Annotated in this window: 14 protein-coding genes; 6 read left to right on the plus strand and 8 right to left on the minus strand. The window is 72.4% G+C overall.

Features of this window, described 5'->3' with window-relative positions; genetic code table 11:
- Nucleotides 1-386 precede the first annotated feature (386 nt).
- Nucleotides 387-1,121, plus strand: a complete 735-nt coding sequence (locus tag ASG40_RS05345; protein ID WP_055881963.1) for a DJ-1/PfpI family protein — start codon at nucleotides 387-389, stop codon at nucleotides 1,119-1,121.
- Here the strand turns inward: ASG40_RS05345 and ASG40_RS05350 are convergent.
- A complete protein-coding gene (locus ASG40_RS05350) occupies nucleotides 1,099-1,914 on the minus strand; it encodes a hypothetical protein (RefSeq protein ID WP_055881966.1) in 816 nt (271 codons plus the stop codon). The genes ASG40_RS05345 and ASG40_RS05350 overlap by 23 nt on opposite strands.
- A 384-nt stretch (nucleotides 1,915-2,298) precedes the next feature.
- Here ASG40_RS05350 and ASG40_RS05355 point away from each other — a divergent pair, with 384 nt between their 5' ends.
- Entirely contained in the window at nucleotides 2,299-2,682 is a 384-nt protein-coding gene (locus tag ASG40_RS05355; protein ID WP_055881969.1) for a DUF3307 domain-containing protein, read from the plus strand.
- A 172-nt stretch (nucleotides 2,683-2,854) separates the two neighbouring features.
- A complete protein-coding gene (locus ASG40_RS05360; RefSeq protein ID WP_055881972.1) occupies nucleotides 2,855-4,162 on the plus strand; it encodes an O-antigen ligase family protein in 1,308 nt (435 codons plus the stop codon).
- A gap of 112 nt (nucleotides 4,163-4,274) precedes the next feature.
- Here the strand turns inward: ASG40_RS05360 and ASG40_RS05365 are convergent, their stop codons facing one another.
- Nucleotides 4,275-6,422: a CHASE2 domain-containing protein gene (locus ASG40_RS05365; RefSeq protein WP_082523915.1), complete on the minus strand. Its 2,148-nt coding sequence runs from the start codon at nucleotides 6,420-6,422 to the stop codon at nucleotides 4,275-4,277.
- Between the two features lie 213 nt (nucleotides 6,423-6,635).
- On the opposite strand from ASG40_RS05365, the gene ASG40_RS05370 reads away from it, so the two are divergent.
- Nucleotides 6,636-7,949 carry an EAL domain-containing protein gene (locus tag ASG40_RS05370; protein WP_055881984.1) on the plus strand — a complete coding sequence of 438 codons (1,314 nt, stop codon included), beginning with the start codon at nucleotides 6,636-6,638 and terminating at the stop codon, nucleotides 7,947-7,949.
- Nucleotides 7,950-7,957: 8 nt separating this feature from the next.
- Nucleotides 7,958-8,611 carry a FecR family protein gene (locus ASG40_RS05375; protein ID WP_055881988.1) on the plus strand — a complete coding sequence of 218 codons (654 nt, stop codon included), beginning with the start codon at nucleotides 7,958-7,960 and terminating at the stop codon, nucleotides 8,609-8,611.
- A gap of 271 nt (nucleotides 8,612-8,882) precedes the next feature.
- Here ASG40_RS05375 and ASG40_RS05380 read toward each other — a convergent pair whose 3' ends face one another.
- Nucleotides 8,883-9,314 (minus strand): hypothetical protein, encoded by a 432-nt coding sequence (locus tag ASG40_RS05380; RefSeq protein WP_055881991.1) that lies wholly within the window; start codon nucleotides 9,312-9,314, stop codon nucleotides 8,883-8,885.
- 192 nt (nucleotides 9,315-9,506) lie between these two features.
- Nucleotides 9,507-10,604 (minus strand): replication protein RepA, encoded by a 1,098-nt coding sequence (locus ASG40_RS05385; RefSeq protein WP_055881995.1) that lies wholly within the window; start codon nucleotides 10,602-10,604, stop codon nucleotides 9,507-9,509.
- Nucleotides 10,605-11,345: 741 nt separating this feature from the next.
- Between ASG40_RS05385 and mazG the strand changes: the two genes are divergently transcribed.
- Entirely contained in the window at nucleotides 11,346-12,224 is an 879-nt protein-coding gene (gene mazG / locus ASG40_RS05390) for a nucleoside triphosphate pyrophosphohydrolase (protein ID WP_055881998.1), read from the plus strand.
- 192 nt (nucleotides 12,225-12,416) lie between these two features.
- Here the strand turns inward: mazG and ASG40_RS05395 are convergent, their stop codons facing one another.
- Genes ASG40_RS05395 through pabB form a run of 4 tightly spaced genes read right to left on the minus strand, consistent with a single transcriptional unit; the run spans nucleotide 12,417 to nucleotide 15,714 of the window.
- The gene (locus ASG40_RS05395) at nucleotides 12,417-12,860 is read right to left on the minus strand and encodes a DoxX family protein (RefSeq protein ID WP_443136585.1); all 444 of its coding nucleotides are present in this window, start codon (nucleotides 12,858-12,860) and stop codon (nucleotides 12,417-12,419) included.
- Nucleotides 12,861-12,865: 5 nt separating this feature from the next.
- Nucleotides 12,866-13,711, minus strand: a complete 846-nt coding sequence (locus ASG40_RS05400) for an aminotransferase class IV (protein ID WP_055882003.1) — start codon at nucleotides 13,709-13,711, stop codon at nucleotides 12,866-12,868.
- A gap of 3 nt (nucleotides 13,712-13,714) precedes the next feature.
- Nucleotides 13,715-14,314: an anthranilate synthase component II gene (locus ASG40_RS05405; RefSeq protein ID WP_055882006.1), complete on the minus strand. Its 600-nt coding sequence runs from the start codon at nucleotides 14,312-14,314 to the stop codon at nucleotides 13,715-13,717.
- Nucleotides 14,311-15,714 carry an aminodeoxychorismate synthase component I gene (gene pabB / locus ASG40_RS05410; RefSeq protein ID WP_200944204.1) on the minus strand — a complete coding sequence of 468 codons (1,404 nt, stop codon included), beginning with the start codon at nucleotides 15,712-15,714 and terminating at the stop codon, nucleotides 14,311-14,313. The genes ASG40_RS05405 and pabB overlap by 4 nt, the downstream gene beginning before the upstream one ends.
- Nucleotides 15,715-15,834 lie beyond the last annotated feature (120 nt).

The raw sequence follows: 15,834 nt of genomic DNA on the forward strand, positions 1-15,834 counted from the left end.
GGATCATCGAGGCGGCGGCCGTGAAGGCGGGGACAAGCGCGGCTCCGGACCGGCGCTGCCGAAAAGCGTCCGTGTCGGGGAAGGGCGTCCGTGTCGGGGATGGCCGGGGGAAAGTCAAATTCAGCGCCTCTCCCCTCAGGGCGATCGGGTGAACCCGATGGCCCTGTGTTTTTGCCGGGCCTCGAGCGCCGGCGGCCACCTCCGCGGCCTTGGCTATCGCTGCGCTCGATGCCTTGCAGGACGGATGTCCTACAAAGCCTGCTCCGCGGGGCGCTCTTCGCGCGCCGATGGTCGACGATCGGGTTTCACCCGATCGTCCTGCCTCTCCCCGCCACGCCCCGGCCGGGGTAAGGAGGGGCGAGCGCCGCGCCATCACGGAACCCGCCATGAGCCGACAGATCGACACCCTGCAGGTCGGCCTCCTCGCCTTCCCGCGCGTGCAGCAGCTCGACCTCACCGCGCCCTACGAGGTCTTCGCCTCGGCCGACGGCATGCAGGTGCATGTGGTGGCCGCCAGCCTCGATCCGGTCGCCAGCGCCACCGGCCTCGTCCTGATGCCGACGACGACCTTTTCGGCCTGCCCGGACCTCGACGTGCTGTGCGTGCCCGGCGGGGTCGGGGTGAACGCGCTGATGCAGGACGAGGCGACCCTGGCCTTCGTGCGCCGGCAGGGGGCCCTTGCGCGCTACGTCACCTCCGTCTGCACGGGGGCGCTGGTGCTCGGGGCGGCCGGGCTTCTGGAGGGGCGGCGGGCGACCACCCATTGGGCCGCCCTCGACCTGCTGGCGGCGTTCGGGGCGGTACCCGTGGCCGAGCGGGTGGTGCGCGACGGCAACCTCGTCACCGGCGGCGGCGTCACGGCCGGGATCGACTTCGCCCTAACGCTGGTGGCCGAGCTGATGGGCCGGGCGGAGGCCGAGCGGGTCCAGCTCGCCCTCGAATACGCCCCCGCCCCGCCCTTCGACGCCGGTACGCCGCGGACGGCGGGCGCCGACGTCCTGGCCGCGGCCAGGGGGGGCCTGGCCGCGAGCCGGGCCGAGCGCGAGCGGATCGTGGCCGCCATCACGGGCCAAGTCACAGGCCAAGTCATCGGCACGGTCACGGATACGCCAGCGCCTTGAACAGCACCCAGCCCGAATCGGCCGCGCGCTGCTCGGTGAGGCAGGCCCAGGCCTCGTTGTCGGGCAGCGCCCGCAGGTGGGCCGACCGGAACGGATTGCGCCCCTCGCGCGGGATCGGAACGGCCGCGTGGGTCGCCGCCAGGCGCCCGGCCAGCACGTCGAGGCTGCGGGTCCCGCCGACGACGTGGTTCTCGACGACGATGTCGGCGCGGGCCAGCGCGGGCGTTTCGGCGGGGTCGAGCACCGCGAGTTCGGCCCCCTCGATGTCGACGAGGACGAGGGCCCGCCCCGGCTTTTTCGCGATGACCGCCTGGAGGGCGGCCGCCGTGGCCTCCTCCCTGAGGTCGAGGCTCACGTGGTTGAGCGCCGCATTCGCGCGGATGACCGCGCGCGAGGCCGGATCGCGCTCGAAGGCCACCACCGGCAGCGGCGAGGCGAGCGCCATGCCCACCGCGAAATAGCCGTTGGCGGCGCCCACATCCACGAACACCCCGTAGGCCGAGAGATCCCGCGCGAACAGGGCGGCGGCGACCTCGCGCTCGTAGTCGCCGAGCAGCATCGCGATGCCGTCGTGGCCCCAATGCGCCGCCCGGCCGAGCCGCAACCCGCGGAACGGCCCGTCCTCGACGACCCCGCCCGTGGCCGCGTGGATCGCCGCCAGGTGTCGGCCCTTCACCAGGGCGACGTGGTTGTAGAACAGCGAGGTCGAGACAGCCTCGAACAGCCGCGCGGTGAGGCGGTTGCGCGAGACCACCGCCGTCACCGCCTTCAGGCTCGACCTGAGCACACCCATCGCCGCCCCTCCCCGCACCGGGTCGATGGTAGAGCACCATCGGCGACGCGCGATAACGCGGCGGGGGTGAAATGATGGGGACGGATGCTGCGGGCGATGACGGAGGGGGCGGTTTTGAGGGTGTCGCTGCGGCCGGGGGGCGAGCCCTCACCCGGATGGCCTCGCGCGCCCTGCCCGCGCCCTGCCCAGGACGATCGCGCCGCGCCGACAGGTTTCGCAGCGCCCCGAGGCGAACCCGGCACGCCCGCACCGCATGATCGCCGAACCGGAGCGATCGACGCTCTGCCCGCGAGAGCCTGGCGCGGGGCCGAAGAACCCGATTTCCCTTGCCCCCATCATGCTCTAGAGCCGTCCCGAACGAGGTCGGCGGGGAAACATGCGTCCATGATCCTGGTCCCCGTCTGGACCGTGACGGCGCTCGCCGCCGTCATGGCGGTCAAGCACTACCTCGCCGACTTCCTCCTCCAGACCACATGGATGGCCCGCGGCAAGGAGGGGGCGCGGGGCTGGCTGCTGCCGCTCGCGGCCCATGCCGGCTGCCACGCGGGCCTGACGCTGGCCGTCGCCCTCGCGGTGGCGCCGCACCTGTGGTGGCTTGCTCTCGTGGACTTCACGATCCATTTCGCGGTCGACCGGGTGAAGGCGATCGTCGGCCGGCGCACCGCCCTGGTGCCGTCGCAGGCGCCGTTCTGGTGGCTGATGGGCTTCGACCAGCTCCTCCACGGCCTCACCGATCTGGGCCTCGTCACCGCCTTCCTGAGCCTGTGATCCGTCGGGCCGCCCATATCCCGGCCATTGGCCCGGCCCGTGGCCCGGCCCGTGGTACGAATTCCGCTGGACACCGCCGGTACGGCGGAACGGGGCCCGACTTCGGCACGCCCGCGTGCCGGACCGGGACGGGCCTCGCGACCGGCGTCCCGGCCCGGGAAGGAGTGCGGACATGAGCACGGGGATCGCGCGCGGCGCACCGCGTACGGCAGCGGCCGACATCCCGGACGCGGTGCGCATCGGGACGATGGTGCTGATCCTGCTGGTGATCCTCGTCGGGCCGAGCCCGTTCCAGGACCGGACCGGCACCTACCTCATCGAATCGGGGGCGGGCGGCAACCTCCTGACGCAGGTCCTCTTCCTCACCATCGGCGGCGCGGCCGGCCTCGTGATCCTCCACCGCGGGCTCGGCGTCCTGCGGCCTTTGACGACCGCCCCGGCCGTGGCGACGCTGGCCTGGTTCTGCCTGACCACCGTGACCTCGGTGGACCCGGCCACCTCCGGGCGCAGGCTGGTCTCGCTCCTGATCATGCTGATGGCGGCGGCCGCGATGCTGCTGCTGGCCCGCAACCTGCGCCAGTTCGCCCTGACCCTGGGCGCCACGGCCGCCGCGATCACGGCGGTCTGCTACCTCGGGCTGGTGCTGGCGCCGAACCTGTCGATGCACACCGCCGGCGACCTCACCGAGCCGGAGCACGCCGGCAGTTGGCGCGGGCTGTTCGACCACAAGAACGGCGCGGGCGCGACCACGGCGATCTTCGTGTTCGTGGGCCTGTTCTGCCGGAGCGTCGGATACCGGATCCTCGGCACCGCCCTGGCCGTGGCCGCGGCGGTGTTCCTGGCCTTCACCGCCGCCAAGTCGTCCTCGGCTCTGATGCCGACGGTGCTCGTCCTGTCCTGGCTCTGCACCCTGTCGGGGGCGGGCTGGTGGCGGGCGGCCGTGATCGTCGGACCGGTCGCGCTGCTGCTGGCCGGCACCGTGGGGACCGTGCTGGTCCCCTCCATCGAGGCCGTGGTGGCCTCGGTGCTGGGCAGCGCCAGCTTCACCGGGCGGACCGAGATCTGGGGGTTCGCCCTCGACAACATCGCCAAGCGGCCGATCACCGGCTACGGCTACGGCGCCTTCTGGGAGAGCGTGTTCTACGGCGGCGGCGGCGAGGGCGCGAGCTGGGTCAACGCCATCAAGAGCGCGCACAACGGCTACCTCAGCGTCGCCCTCGACATCGGCCTGCCCGGCCTCGCCCTGACCCTGTGGTGGCTGGTGCTGGCGCCGCTGCGCGACCTGCAGGCGCGCGGGCGCGGCATCGATCCCCTCGGGATGCTGTTCCTGCGGCTGTGGCTGTTCGTCCTGACGATCACGGTGTTCGAGACGGCCCTCTACGTGCCCACCAACGGCCTGTCCTTCCTCATCGCGCTCTCCGCCTTCGGCCTGCGCTACCGCGCCACAACGGGTCTGGTGGGCGCACGCGCGCCCAGCTGATACGGTTTCCGCTCGGATCCAGCGGGAACCGTATCACCGAGCCCGCGCGGCGCCTGAGCGAAGCCCATTTCCGCATCACGAAGTGATCAACCGGAAATGCTATGAGTCGGGCTCACGCGGCGATGCGCAGGGAGCGGTCGCCGGCCCCGATCCGGCGGGCGTGCAGGGCCACCACCGCGTCCTGCGGGCGCTCGGCGTGGAGCGCCAGCATCGCCTGCGCACCCGCCTCCTCGCCGGCCGCGAGGCGGTCGAAGGCATCGCGGTAGCGGGTCTCGAAGGCGGCCTCGCACACCGCGGGCGCCGGCTCGAACACCGGCACGCCCTGGGCCTTGCCGCGCAGCATCAGGGTGCCGATCGGCCGGAAGGCGCGGCCGGGGCAGCCGGTCACGGTGCTGCCGGCGATGCAGATGCGGGTACCCAGCGCCTTGTTGGCCGCCTCGAGCCGGGCCGCCGTGTTGATGGCGTCGCCGTGCGCCGTGTAGTCGAACCGGCGCGCGCCGCCGAAGTTGCCGACCACCGCCGGCCCGGTGTTCACGCCGATCCGGGTCTTGCCGAAGGGCACCCCGGCCTCGCGCTGGGCCGCCGAGAACCCGGTGGCGAAGGCATCCATGGCCAGCGCGCAGGCCACCGCCCGCTCGGCATGGTCGGGCTGGTCGAGGGGCGCGTTGAACATGACGTGGACGGCGTCGCCCACGATCTTGTCCACGGTGCCGCCATGCGCCATGGCGACGCCGCACAGCCCGTCGAGATAGCCGTTGAGCAGGGCGACGAGGGATTCCGCCCCCCGGGTCTCGGTGAGGCTCGTGAAGCCTTCGAGGTCGGTGAACAGGAACGTCATGGTCCGGGTCTCGCCGCCGAGCTTGAGCGCGCCGGGATCGGCCACCAGGGCCTGGACGAGGTCGGGCGAGAGGTAGTGGGTGAAGGCCTGGCGCAGGTGCAGGGCATCCCCCTCCGCCAGGAGGTGGCGCGTCAGGATCGCCGCGGAAAAGCTCAGGCCGACCACCAGGCCCGGCAGGGTGGCATCGACGAGGAGGCCGGCCCGGACGTAGGCGAGCCAGGCGCCGAGGCCCAGGGCGGCGATCGCCAGTCCCGTGAGGCCGGTGGCCAAGCGCAGGCCCAGGGCCGCGGCGGCCAGCGCCGCCGCGAGGGCGAGGCCGGCGGCCGCGACGATCTCGACGCCCCCCGCCCAGGCCGGACGGTCGAGGGTCGCCCCGGTGAGGATCTGCTCGAGGGCCTCGGCATGGACGTTGATGCCCGGCTCGTAGGCGTTGAGGGGCGTGGGCCGCAGGTCGCCCAGCCCGACGGCGCTGGTGCCCAGGAGCACGATGTGGCCGGCCACCGCCTCGCGGGCGGCGGCATCGGGCTGAGGCTGCATCAGCCGCCAGGCCGGAACGGAACGCTCGCGCACGCTGCCGCTGTGGTGGAGCAGCAGCGCGCCCTCGGCGTCGAGGGGGATCTCCAGCGACCCGACCCGGACGGTGAATCCGGTGACGGCGCCGTCCGGGCCGCCGTTCTGCTCGGTGCGGACCCGGACGGTGTCCTCGCCCTGCGCCACCCGCAGCGCCTCGAGGGCGAGCGAGGGCACGAGGCCGCCGCGCAGGGACCCGAGGATCGGCAGGCGCCGCACGATCTCGTCGCGCCCCGCCGCGATGGTGAAGCTGCCGTGTCCGGCCGCCGCCCGCTCGAGGAGCGGGATGTTGGCGATGACCCCGGAGAAGCCCGGCAGATGCGCGGCCGGATCGGGGCCCAGCACCGCGAATCCGGGCCGGGCCGGGGCAGCCGCGCCGTTGTCGGCCGGCAGGAGGCCGTAGCCCGAGACCACCCGGCCCTTGGCGAAGGACGCCGCGAGGGTCTCGTCGTGGTCCGGCAGGCGGTCGCCCGCGGCATCGCCCTGCCAGCCGTAGCGGCTGCGCCAGGTGTCGGCGAGGGTGCGCGGCGAGGTCCGGTCGGGCTCGGCGAAGACCACGTCGAGGGCGATGGCCGCCGCACCGAGGTCGCGCAGGGTGTCGACGAGCCCGGCCACGGTGTCGCGGGACCACGGCCATTGCCCGTGTCGCGCCAGGGTGGCGTCGTCGATGTCGACGACCCGCACCGGGGCCGGCGTCGCGAGGGTGCGGGGCGCGGCCCGCTGAAGCAGGTCGAAGCCGGCCAGGCGCAGCCGCTCGAACGGATCGGCCAGGGTCGCGCGCAGGGCGAGCACGGCCAGGAGCGCGGCAAGGCCGGCCATCACCGGAGAGAGGCGTCTCAGGCCGCGTCGCATCGCCAACGGGATCCTCAGGGAACGGAACGCGGGCGACCCGCGCCTCGCCCGCCATTCTGGCAAGGCCGGATGAACGAATCGGCCAATGCCGCGAGCCGCCGCGAGGCGTATCCGGGGAGGCGGCACGAGGAGGGCGGAGAGGTTCGCTTAAACTTCTTCTGACAAAGGTTTCCCCGTCGCCCTGTCGCGGGCTGCGAGGCGCACCTTACGCCCATGCCGGATACCTATGCCCGCCTCACCCTGCCGACGGGATCGGTGCTGTTCGAGGAGGGCGAGGTCGGCCGGGCCGCCTATCTCGTGATGGACGGCGAGATCGAGATCTTCCTGCGCCGCGAGGGCGGCGAGGTCAGGCTGGCGACCCGGGGGGCCGGCGAGATCGTCGGCGAGATGGCGCTCCTCGACGCCGGCCCGCGTTCGGCCTCCGCCAGGGTCGCCCGCGACTGCAGCCTGATCCCGGTGACCGACGACCAGATCCAGCACCGCATCGCGCAGCTCGACCCGATCCTGCGGATGTGCCTGGGCGTCGTCATGGCACGCTACCGCGACATGCTCGCGATGGTGAACCGCACGACCCTGCCGCATCCCGAGCCGAGCCGGGCCGCCGCCCCCGCCGACCAGCCGGTCCATTCGACGCAGATGCAGGCCGCCATCGGCCAGCTCGTCATGGAGCGTGAGCTGCGCCGCGCCCTCGACGAGGGCGAACTGGTGCTGTTCTTCCAGCCGATCGTGCGGTTGGATTCGGGCCGGTTCGCGGGCTTCGAGGCGCTGATGCGCTGGCGCCACCCCGAACGCGGCCTGATCCCGCCCCTCGCCTTCATCCCCGTGGCCGAGGCGAGCGGCCTCATCGTCGAGATCACCCGCTGGGCGCTGGCCGAGGTCGGCCGGGTGATGCCGGAGATCATGTTGGCGGCCCTGCAGAACCCGCAGGCCGTGGAGGGCGTGCCCTTCGTCAGCGTCAACGTCTCGGGCCACGACCTGGCGCTGATCAGCTTTCCCGCCATGGTCGCCGAGATGCTCGCCACCAGCGGCATGGCGCCCGAGAGCCTGAAGCTCGAGATCACCGAGAGCATCCTGATGCAGGACCCGCGCGCCGCCGCGGACGCCCTCACCCGCTGCCGCGACACCGGCATGGGCATCGCCATCGACGATTTCGGCACCGGCTATTCGAGCCTGAGCTACCTGAGCACCCTGCCGATCACGACCCTCAAGGTCGACCGCGCCTTCGTGCAGGCGATGCTCGGCGACCCGCGCAGCCGCAAGATCGTCCAGACCATCCTGCGGCTCGCCGACGAACTCGCCATCCCGGTGGTGGCCGAGGGCATCGAGATCCCGGCCGAGGCCGAGGCCCTGACCGCCATGGGCTGCGCCTTCGGCCAGGGCTACCTGTTCGGCCGGCCGGTGCCCCTGGCCGAGACCCTGGCGCTCGTCCGCACCGCCGGAACCCGCGCCCTCGCCGGCCCCCCGACGGCCCCCGACGGGCCTGCCCCTTCGTTCCTCGCCCCCCCTTCGCTCGCCCGGACCGGATAGCCACCCCGATGATGCCCTCCCGCGCCACCCTGCCGCCCGCCCTCCTTCCTGCCCTTCTCGCGGCCGCATCGACCCTGTTCGGCCCGTCCGCGGCCGGGGCCGCCGGCGTGGTCGGCCGGGTCGACAAGGTCGAACGCCAGGCCGTGGCCGTGGTCGAGGGCCAGTCCCGCGACATGACGCCGACGGGCCCGGTCTATTTCAGCGACATGATCCGCACCGGGGGCTCCTCGCGCCTGGAGGCCAAGCTCAGCGACGGCACCGTCCTGACGCTCGGCGAACACGCCAAGCTCACGGTGGACGAGTTCGTCTACAAACCCGAGCGCCAGGGCGGAAAGCTCGGGATCACGGTGGCGCGCGGTGCCTTCCTGTTCGTGGGCGGCAAGATCGAGGGCCCGACCGGGGGCAACGTCGCGATCCGCACCGCGGTGGGGACGCTGGGGGTGCGCGGCACCACGGTCTGGGGCGGCCCGATCGACGGCGGCTTCGGCGTCCTCGTCCTCGACGGCCTCGTGACCGTGAACACCCCGCGCGGCCGCGTCACCCTGCGCAAGGGCGAGGGCACGATGGTCTATTCCGGCCGCGCCCCCCAGAAGGCCGCCCCCTGGCCGGAGGACCGCACCAAGCGGGCGGTGGCCACCATCAGCTTCACGCCGGGCCGGTGAGGGCCATGAGAGGCTGAAGGACTTTTGAGGCTGAAGGACTCGTGAGGCTGAAGGACTCAGCGAACGCTCGCCCCACCGATGGTTTCGGGTCGCTTCATCGCTCTGGCCCTCGGCCGGATCCCCCCTCGGCAGGGGTTCCGGGCGGGCGGCAAGGGCCGGTGCGGTGGGCCGGATCGGTGCATCACCGTGACGGCGGGCCCCCCGGCGAACCGCAGTTCGTCGTGCCCTCGCCCCTTCGGCCAAGTCTTTGGCCAAGTCTTTGGCCAAGCTTTCAGGCCAAGTCATAGACGGCGTCGCCGAGGCGCCGGAACGGGCCGCCGGGATTCGAGCGCTTCCACAGGCGGGTGTTGAGGGCGGCCACCGGATCGGGGCCCGGCACCGTGACGCCGGCGGCAGCGAGGCCGGCGACGAGTTCCCCCGCATGCAGCGGCCGGCCCGCCTCGCGTAGGAGCGCGACGCAGGCAGCGACGATCGCCCGGCCCCGGCGCCGGGCCTCGGAACGGGACGCGTCGTCGCCGGCATCGAACCCGTCCGGCGCCATGGCCCGATCCGACGCCGGTTCGGGGAGTGACGCGGCCGGCCGGAGGCGGTGGCCGAGGTCGAGGAACGCCAAGCAGTCGGCGATCTCCCGGTCGAGGGCGTCGCGGCGGCGTCGCAGCGCCTCGAGGTGGGCCTGCGCTTGCGCCTGGGTCGGAAATTCCATGGGCGAGATCCGGATCTGCCCGCCGTTCCTAGCGCAAGCAACGGATTATTCCAACACCTCAGATTGGAATATCGGGTCTCGCCGGTCTCGTACCGTCTCCGGTCGATCACGACGCGATGCGGGCCTGGGCTTCGCACGGGCACCGCGCGGGCTTGCCGATGGGGTTCCCGCTTTCATCGAGCGGCCGCCGTATCAGGCGGCGGTCGCGCGGCTGGCCCTGGCCGGCCGGCCGCTGCGCGGTGGGATCAGGAGGGTGGAGGCGTCCGCGGGCTTGAGCAACATGCCGGTGTCGTCGAGGGTGATGGGGAGCTTGGGGAACACCTCGCACAGGTGCGCGAAATCGGCCTTGAAGGCCTGGCGGAAGCTGCGGATGCTGGCGTTGTCGGCCCCGAACTGCCCGTGCAGGTTCGTCCAGGTGAGGCGCAAGGGGCGCTGCAGGGCCCGCAGGCGGTAGCCGACCCAGAACAGCAGGTCGAGCTTGCGCGCCGAGCCCGAGAACGCCCGCGCCGCCCGGATGTCGACGGGCAGGGCGTGCTGGATCAGGTTGTCGTAGAAGTCCTGGTGGAACTGCACGGTCTTGGACCAGACGTGCCCCTCCCCGCCCTGGGGCAGCCACAGGGCCAGTTGCCGGAACGGCGGCACGTTGAGAGTGCGGGCGGTGTCGCCGCCGTCCCACAGGCCGATCTGCATGGTGCAGGCGGCGAGCCGGTTGAGCTGCTCCTTGAACTGGCGGATGGTGCCGCGCTCGCCCCCGGTGACGGCGAACCCCATCTCCTTCATGAAGCCCGACAGGCTGTCGGCCACGGCGATGGTGGGGCTGCGCTGGCGCACCGCCTCGGTGCACAGATGCAGGAGGACGAGGCGGGCCTTGGGGCCGTAGGGCAGGCCCTGCGGCTCCATCTCGCCGTTGGCCGGGTTCTTGAGCCGCCCGGCGAGCAGGCTGAGGGAGTTGCGGCCGTAGTCCCGGAAGAACTCGCGTGCCGAGCCCGGATCGCGGTAGGGCAGGCCGCACAGGGCGAGCACGCTGTGGATGTGCTGCAGGTTTTCGGGCGCCGTCGGCTCGTTCTCGATCACCTCGCGCACGGCGTCGCGCCGGCGCTGGTCGCGGGCCATGTCGAGGCGCCGTCCGGTGAGTGCCTGGCGCGAGGCGGCCTCGGCGGCCCTGGCGAGCTGGCGGTGCAGCACGTGCTCGACGATGGTGGCGAACAGGAAGCCGCCGCGCGCGCCCTCGATCTCGGCCAGGAGATCGGGATCGCGGATCCGGGCCAGCTTCTCCTCGATCCCCGACACGCCCCCTCCCCGACTTCGTCCCGCCGCAGCGCCGATCGTCGTGCATGGCACGATTGGGCGCAGGAGAGTCGCACCGGCCTGCGGTTTCCTCGCGAAATCCCCGTTACCCACGGATTCACGCCGGCTCGGCCGGCGTCTTGGCACGTGACGACGGCTGCGCCGCACGGGCCGGCGATCCGCGGTCGCACCGGGGTATCCGTGCGACGGCGTCCCGAGGCGGGCGGGACACCGCCCCACGCCGCGATCGGCCGACGCAGAGTTCGATACGGGGGCGGATGCGGGATCTGTCCCCATAGTTCACCGGCCGAGCCCGCCATCCCCGCCGAATCCCATACGCAGCTACGCAGATCTCGATACGCGAGCCCCACGACGCCACGCAGATCTGGATACGGACCACCGCAGAGTCGGATGCGGAGCCGCGCAGAGTTCGATACCGAAACACCGCTCAACCCTTTGTCGTGACGAGATTTTTTCCGCCCTCCTATAACTTGCCGAAAAGACTCTCTGAGAATCCTTCCTGATAACTTTCCTAGTACCGGACGGGACCGTTCGTCGAAACGAACACCCTTGCAAAGACGATGTCTTGGACGTTGTCAGAGCGCCGTCCACTGTCCGTCTCCAGAGGCCGAGGCTGGTGACAGGGCGACCGGGATTTCTTAACCCCATGGTCACCTGTCGCTCCGACCGCCGGCGCAGGCGCCAGTCCGGCAGGATCGTCTCTCTCCAATCCCGGGATCGTTCATGAGCGCACAGGCGACACAGGCGGCGATCGATCGCCTGATCGGGTTGATGGCGACCCTGCGCGATCCGGATTTCGGCTGTGCCTGGGACCTTGCCCAGACCCCCGCCAGCATCGTCCCCTTCACCATCGAGGAGGCCTACGAGGTCGCCGACGCGGTGGAGCGGGGGCGTCCGTCAGACCTGCGCGATGAGCTCGGCGACCTGCTGCTCCAGGTCGTGTTCCAGGCGCGCCTGGCCCAGGAGACCGGCGCCTTCGATTTCGGCGATGTCGTCGCTGCCATCACCGCCAAGCTGATCCGCCGGCATCCGCACGTGTTCGAGCCCGACGGCCGCGTGCTCGAGGATGGGGGCCGGCCGACCGATCCGGATGCGGTCGCGGTGCTGTGGAACGCGGTCAAGGCGCGCGAACGCGCCGCCGCGCGGGACACCCCTGGACTCGAGGACACCCCTGGCCCCGAGGATGGCCCTCGACCCGACCCGGGGCCGTTCGCGGATATCGCCCGCGCCCTCCCCGCCTTGTCGCGGGCGGAGAAGATCTCGCGACGGGCGGCGAGCGTCGGGTTCGACTGGCCCGACCCGGCCGAGGTCGTCGCCAAGGTCCGCGAGGAGATCGACGAGGTCTCGCAGGCCATGGCCGAGGGTGCCCCCGGGGCGATCGCGGAGGAGATCGGCGACCTCCTGTTCTCCGTCGCCAACCTCGCCCGGCACCTGTCGATCGATCCGGAGGAAGCGCTGCGGCGCGGCAACGCCAAGTTCGAGCGCCGCTTCACGGCGATGACCACCCGCCTCGACCGGGACGGAACCCCCCTCGCGAAAAGCGATCTCGCCGCGATGGAGGCGGCCTGGCAGGCGGTGAAGCGAGACGAACGGAAGGAATAGGAATATTCCTTTTTCTTCCAAGAATGCCGATCGTCGTCTTCCGCCGTCGACGTCGTCCTGAGGCGCCTTGCCTGCCGCCTCGAAGGAGGGGTCCAGGGATCTCGGGGCCGTGCGGAACCTTCCTTCGAGGCTCGTTGCCGCCGCAAGGAGCGCTTCAGGATGAGGGGAGATCGGCGGGACGAAGGGGAGCGATCACCCCTGCCTCTTCCTTTCCCCGTTCGTCCGCACCCACCACGGCCAGCGCGTCCAGCCGGTGGCGTAGAGGGCCCACCAGACGATGACCGGCTGCAGGGCCAGGCGCGGCCCATGGTACCACCAGCTCTGCGGCAGGCCCGGCACCGCGATGCCCTCCCAGGCGTGCTTGAGGTTGGCCGGGAACACCGCGACGGCATAGAGCGCCAGCATCAGGCCGGCGGTCCGGCGCAGGCGCGGCACCAGCAGGCCGATGCAGCCGGCGAGCTCGCACCACCCGGTCAGGACGACGACGAGGCGGGGCTGCGGCACCCACTCCGGCATGATCGGCAGGAAGGCGTCGGGGGCCGTGAGGTGGACCAGGCCGATGCCGCCGAAGACGACGATCAGCGCCGCCCGCATCCAGGCGGGTCCGGAGGGGATCAGGTCCCTGATCGGGGCCATGCCGGTCACGGAATCCCCGCCACGCCGCAGGCGCCCGTGACGTCGCGGCGCACCGCCTCCATCAACCGGGCCACGACGGGATGATCGACTGACGGAATATTCCGAATTCCGATGGCGGAGACGGGGGCGATCAGGCGCAGGGAATTGGTGAGGACGACCGCATCGGCGTCGGCATAGGCGCTCAGCGGCTGCGCGGTCTCCTCCACCCTCAGCCCGCACGTTGCGGCGTGGGCGAGGATCCGGTCGCGCATGATGCCGGCGAGCGCGCCGTCGCTCAGGGGCGGCGTGACGAGGCACTCGCCCTTCAGGGCGAAGAGGTTGCCGGTGCCCGCGCAGGCGACGGCGCCGCGGGAGTTGAGGAACAGGGCCTCGTCGAACCCGGCCTGCGCGGCCTGGCGGGCGGCGAGCACCGCGTCGAGGTAGCCGAGGGTCTTGAGGCGGGAACAGACCGAGGTCTCGTTGCGGCGGGTCTCCACCGGCAGCAGGCTCAACGGCGCGAAGGCCATCCCCGGGCGCAAGGGGGCGGCGCTGGCCCAGAGCGCGGGGCGCGCGTCCGGCGGGGGGGCAAGCCCGCGCGGGCCGGTGCCGCGGGTGAGCGTGGTGCGGATCGCCGCCTGCGGGCAGGCGGCCGCCAGCGCGCGCATCGCCGTCTCGACGGTCGGGCGCGGGACGGCAAAGCCGAGGTGTGCGGCCGCCGCCACGAGGCGGGTGACGTGCTCGGCCTCGAAGGCGATCCGGCCGCCCAGGCAGAGCGCGGTGTCGAACACCCCGTCGCCCAGCGTCAGGCCGCGGTCGGAGAGGTCGAAGGGGACGGTGGCGCCCTCGACGAGGCGGCCCTCGAACCAGAGCACGGCTCAGCCTTTCGCGCGGCCCGCGCGCCAGTCGCGGGCGAGGCCGAGGAAGTTGGAGAACAGGTCGTGGCCGTGCTCGGTGAGCACGGATTCCGGATGGAACTGCACCCCCCAGGTCGGATGGCTGCGGTGGCTGAGCGCCATCACCTCCCCGTCCGTCGAGACGGCGTCGACGGCGAGAACCTGCGCCATGGCGTCCGAGGGCGCCACGATCAGCGAATGGTAGCGCCCCACCGTCATCGGGTCGGGCAGGCCGGCGAACAGGCCCCGCCCGTCGTGGCGGATCGGCGTGCCCTGCCCGTGCAGCGGCCGCCCCGCCCGCTCCACGCGGCCGCCGAAGACGGCGCCGATCGCCTGGTGGCCGAGGCAGACGCCGAGGATCGGGATCTCCCCCGAGAGGTCGCGGATCGCCGGCACCGAGATGCCGGCCTGCGCCGGGGTGCACGGCCCCGGCGAGATCACCAGGGCGTCGGGGCCGAGCGCCCGGATGCCGGACACGTCGAGGGCGTCGTTGCGCACCACCCGCACCGTCTCCCCGAGTTCCTCGAGGTAGCGCACCACGTTGAAGACGAAGGAATCGTAGTTGTCGACGACGAGGATCATGCCGCCTCCGGGTCGTCGAAGGCCTCGAACACGCGGGCGGCCTTGGTCAGGGTCTCCTCGTATTCGGCCGCCGGGTCCGAGAGCAGGGTGACGCCGCCCCCCGACTGCAGCACCGCCCTTCCCCCGTCCATGAAGACGGTGCGGATGGCGATGGCGGTGTCGAGCGAGCCGTCGAAGCCGATGGCGCCGATGGCGCCGCAGTAGAGTTCGCGGGCATCGCCCTCGATCTCGGTGATGATGTCCATCGCCCTGAGCTTGGGCGCGCCGGTGATCGAGCCGCCGGGGAAGGTGGCGCCGAGGAGATCGAGGGCGTCGGCGCCGGCCCTGAGTGTGCCGGTGACCACCGAGACGAGGTGGTGCACCGAGGCGTAGGATTCGAGGCCGCACAGGGTCGGCACCGTCACGCTGTGCGGCTCGCAGATGCGCGAGAGGTCGTTGCGCAGGAGGTCGACGATCATGATGTTCTCGGCCCGCTCCTTGGGGTCGGCCTGCAGGGCCTCGCCGAGCCGGCGGTCCTCGTCCGGGTCGGCGACGCGCCGGACCGTGCCCTTGATGGGGCGGGTCTCGACGCTGCGCCCGTCGAGCTTGAGGAAGCGCTCGGGGCTGCTGGAGGCCACCGTCAGGCCGTCGAAGGCCAGGTAGGCGCCGAATGTCGCCGGGTTGGTGGCGCGCAGGCGCCGGTACAGGGCGAAGCCGTCGAAGCCCGGCGGCAGCGCCGCCTCGAAGCGCTGGGCGAGGTTGGCCTGGTAGATGTCGCCGGCCCGGATGTAGTCGCGCACCCGCTCCACCGCCGCCTCGTAGGCGGAGCGCGAAAAATTCGAGGTCCAGGCGAGCGGGACGGCGGGGCCGGCGGCCGGCGGCGGCCCGGCCGTCTCCAGCAGGGCCGCGAAGGCGTCGAGCCGGGCCGCGGCGCGCGCCTTCCGCCCGGCCGGCGTCGTCTCGGGAAAGCCCGTGGCCACGAGCCGGCAGCGCCCGGTCTCGTGGTCGATCGACAGCAGCGTGTCGTAGAGGTTGAGGGCGATGTCGTCGCACAGGCCGGCCCGCCGGGCCGGAACGGCGGCGGGTTCGAGGGTGCGCCCGAAGTCGTAGGCGATGTAGCCGATGGCCCCCCCCGGGAAGGCGGGCAGCCCGGGCTGCGGCGCGACGCGGTAGGGGGCGAGGCAGGCGCGCAGGGCCGAGAGCGGCGGGCCCTCGAGGGGCCGGCCGTCGAGGCTCGCCCTGCCCCCGCTGCAGCGGAACCGCCCGAACGGATCGGCGGCAACGATCGAGCGGCGCCCGAGGGTCTCGTGCGTCATTGCGCTGTCGAGGAAGGCGAGCCCCGGCAGCTGCGACAGCGCCAGGGCCGCCGCGACGGGATCGAGGGACGGGAGGTCTCGAATCCAGATGTCTTGGGTCCACATGGGCGGGTCGGGCTGGACTCTTGCTGTCTGACGAGCGGCCTTAGGCCGGGCCGATGGCCGTGGGAGCCCTTATGCACCCTTTGTGCTGGGGGCGCCGCTGCGAAATCGTCCGGGCCGGCG

It is taken from the genome of Methylobacterium sp. Leaf399, assembly GCF_001424525.1.
Taxonomy (GTDB): domain Bacteria; phylum Pseudomonadota; class Alphaproteobacteria; order Rhizobiales; family Beijerinckiaceae; genus Methylobacterium.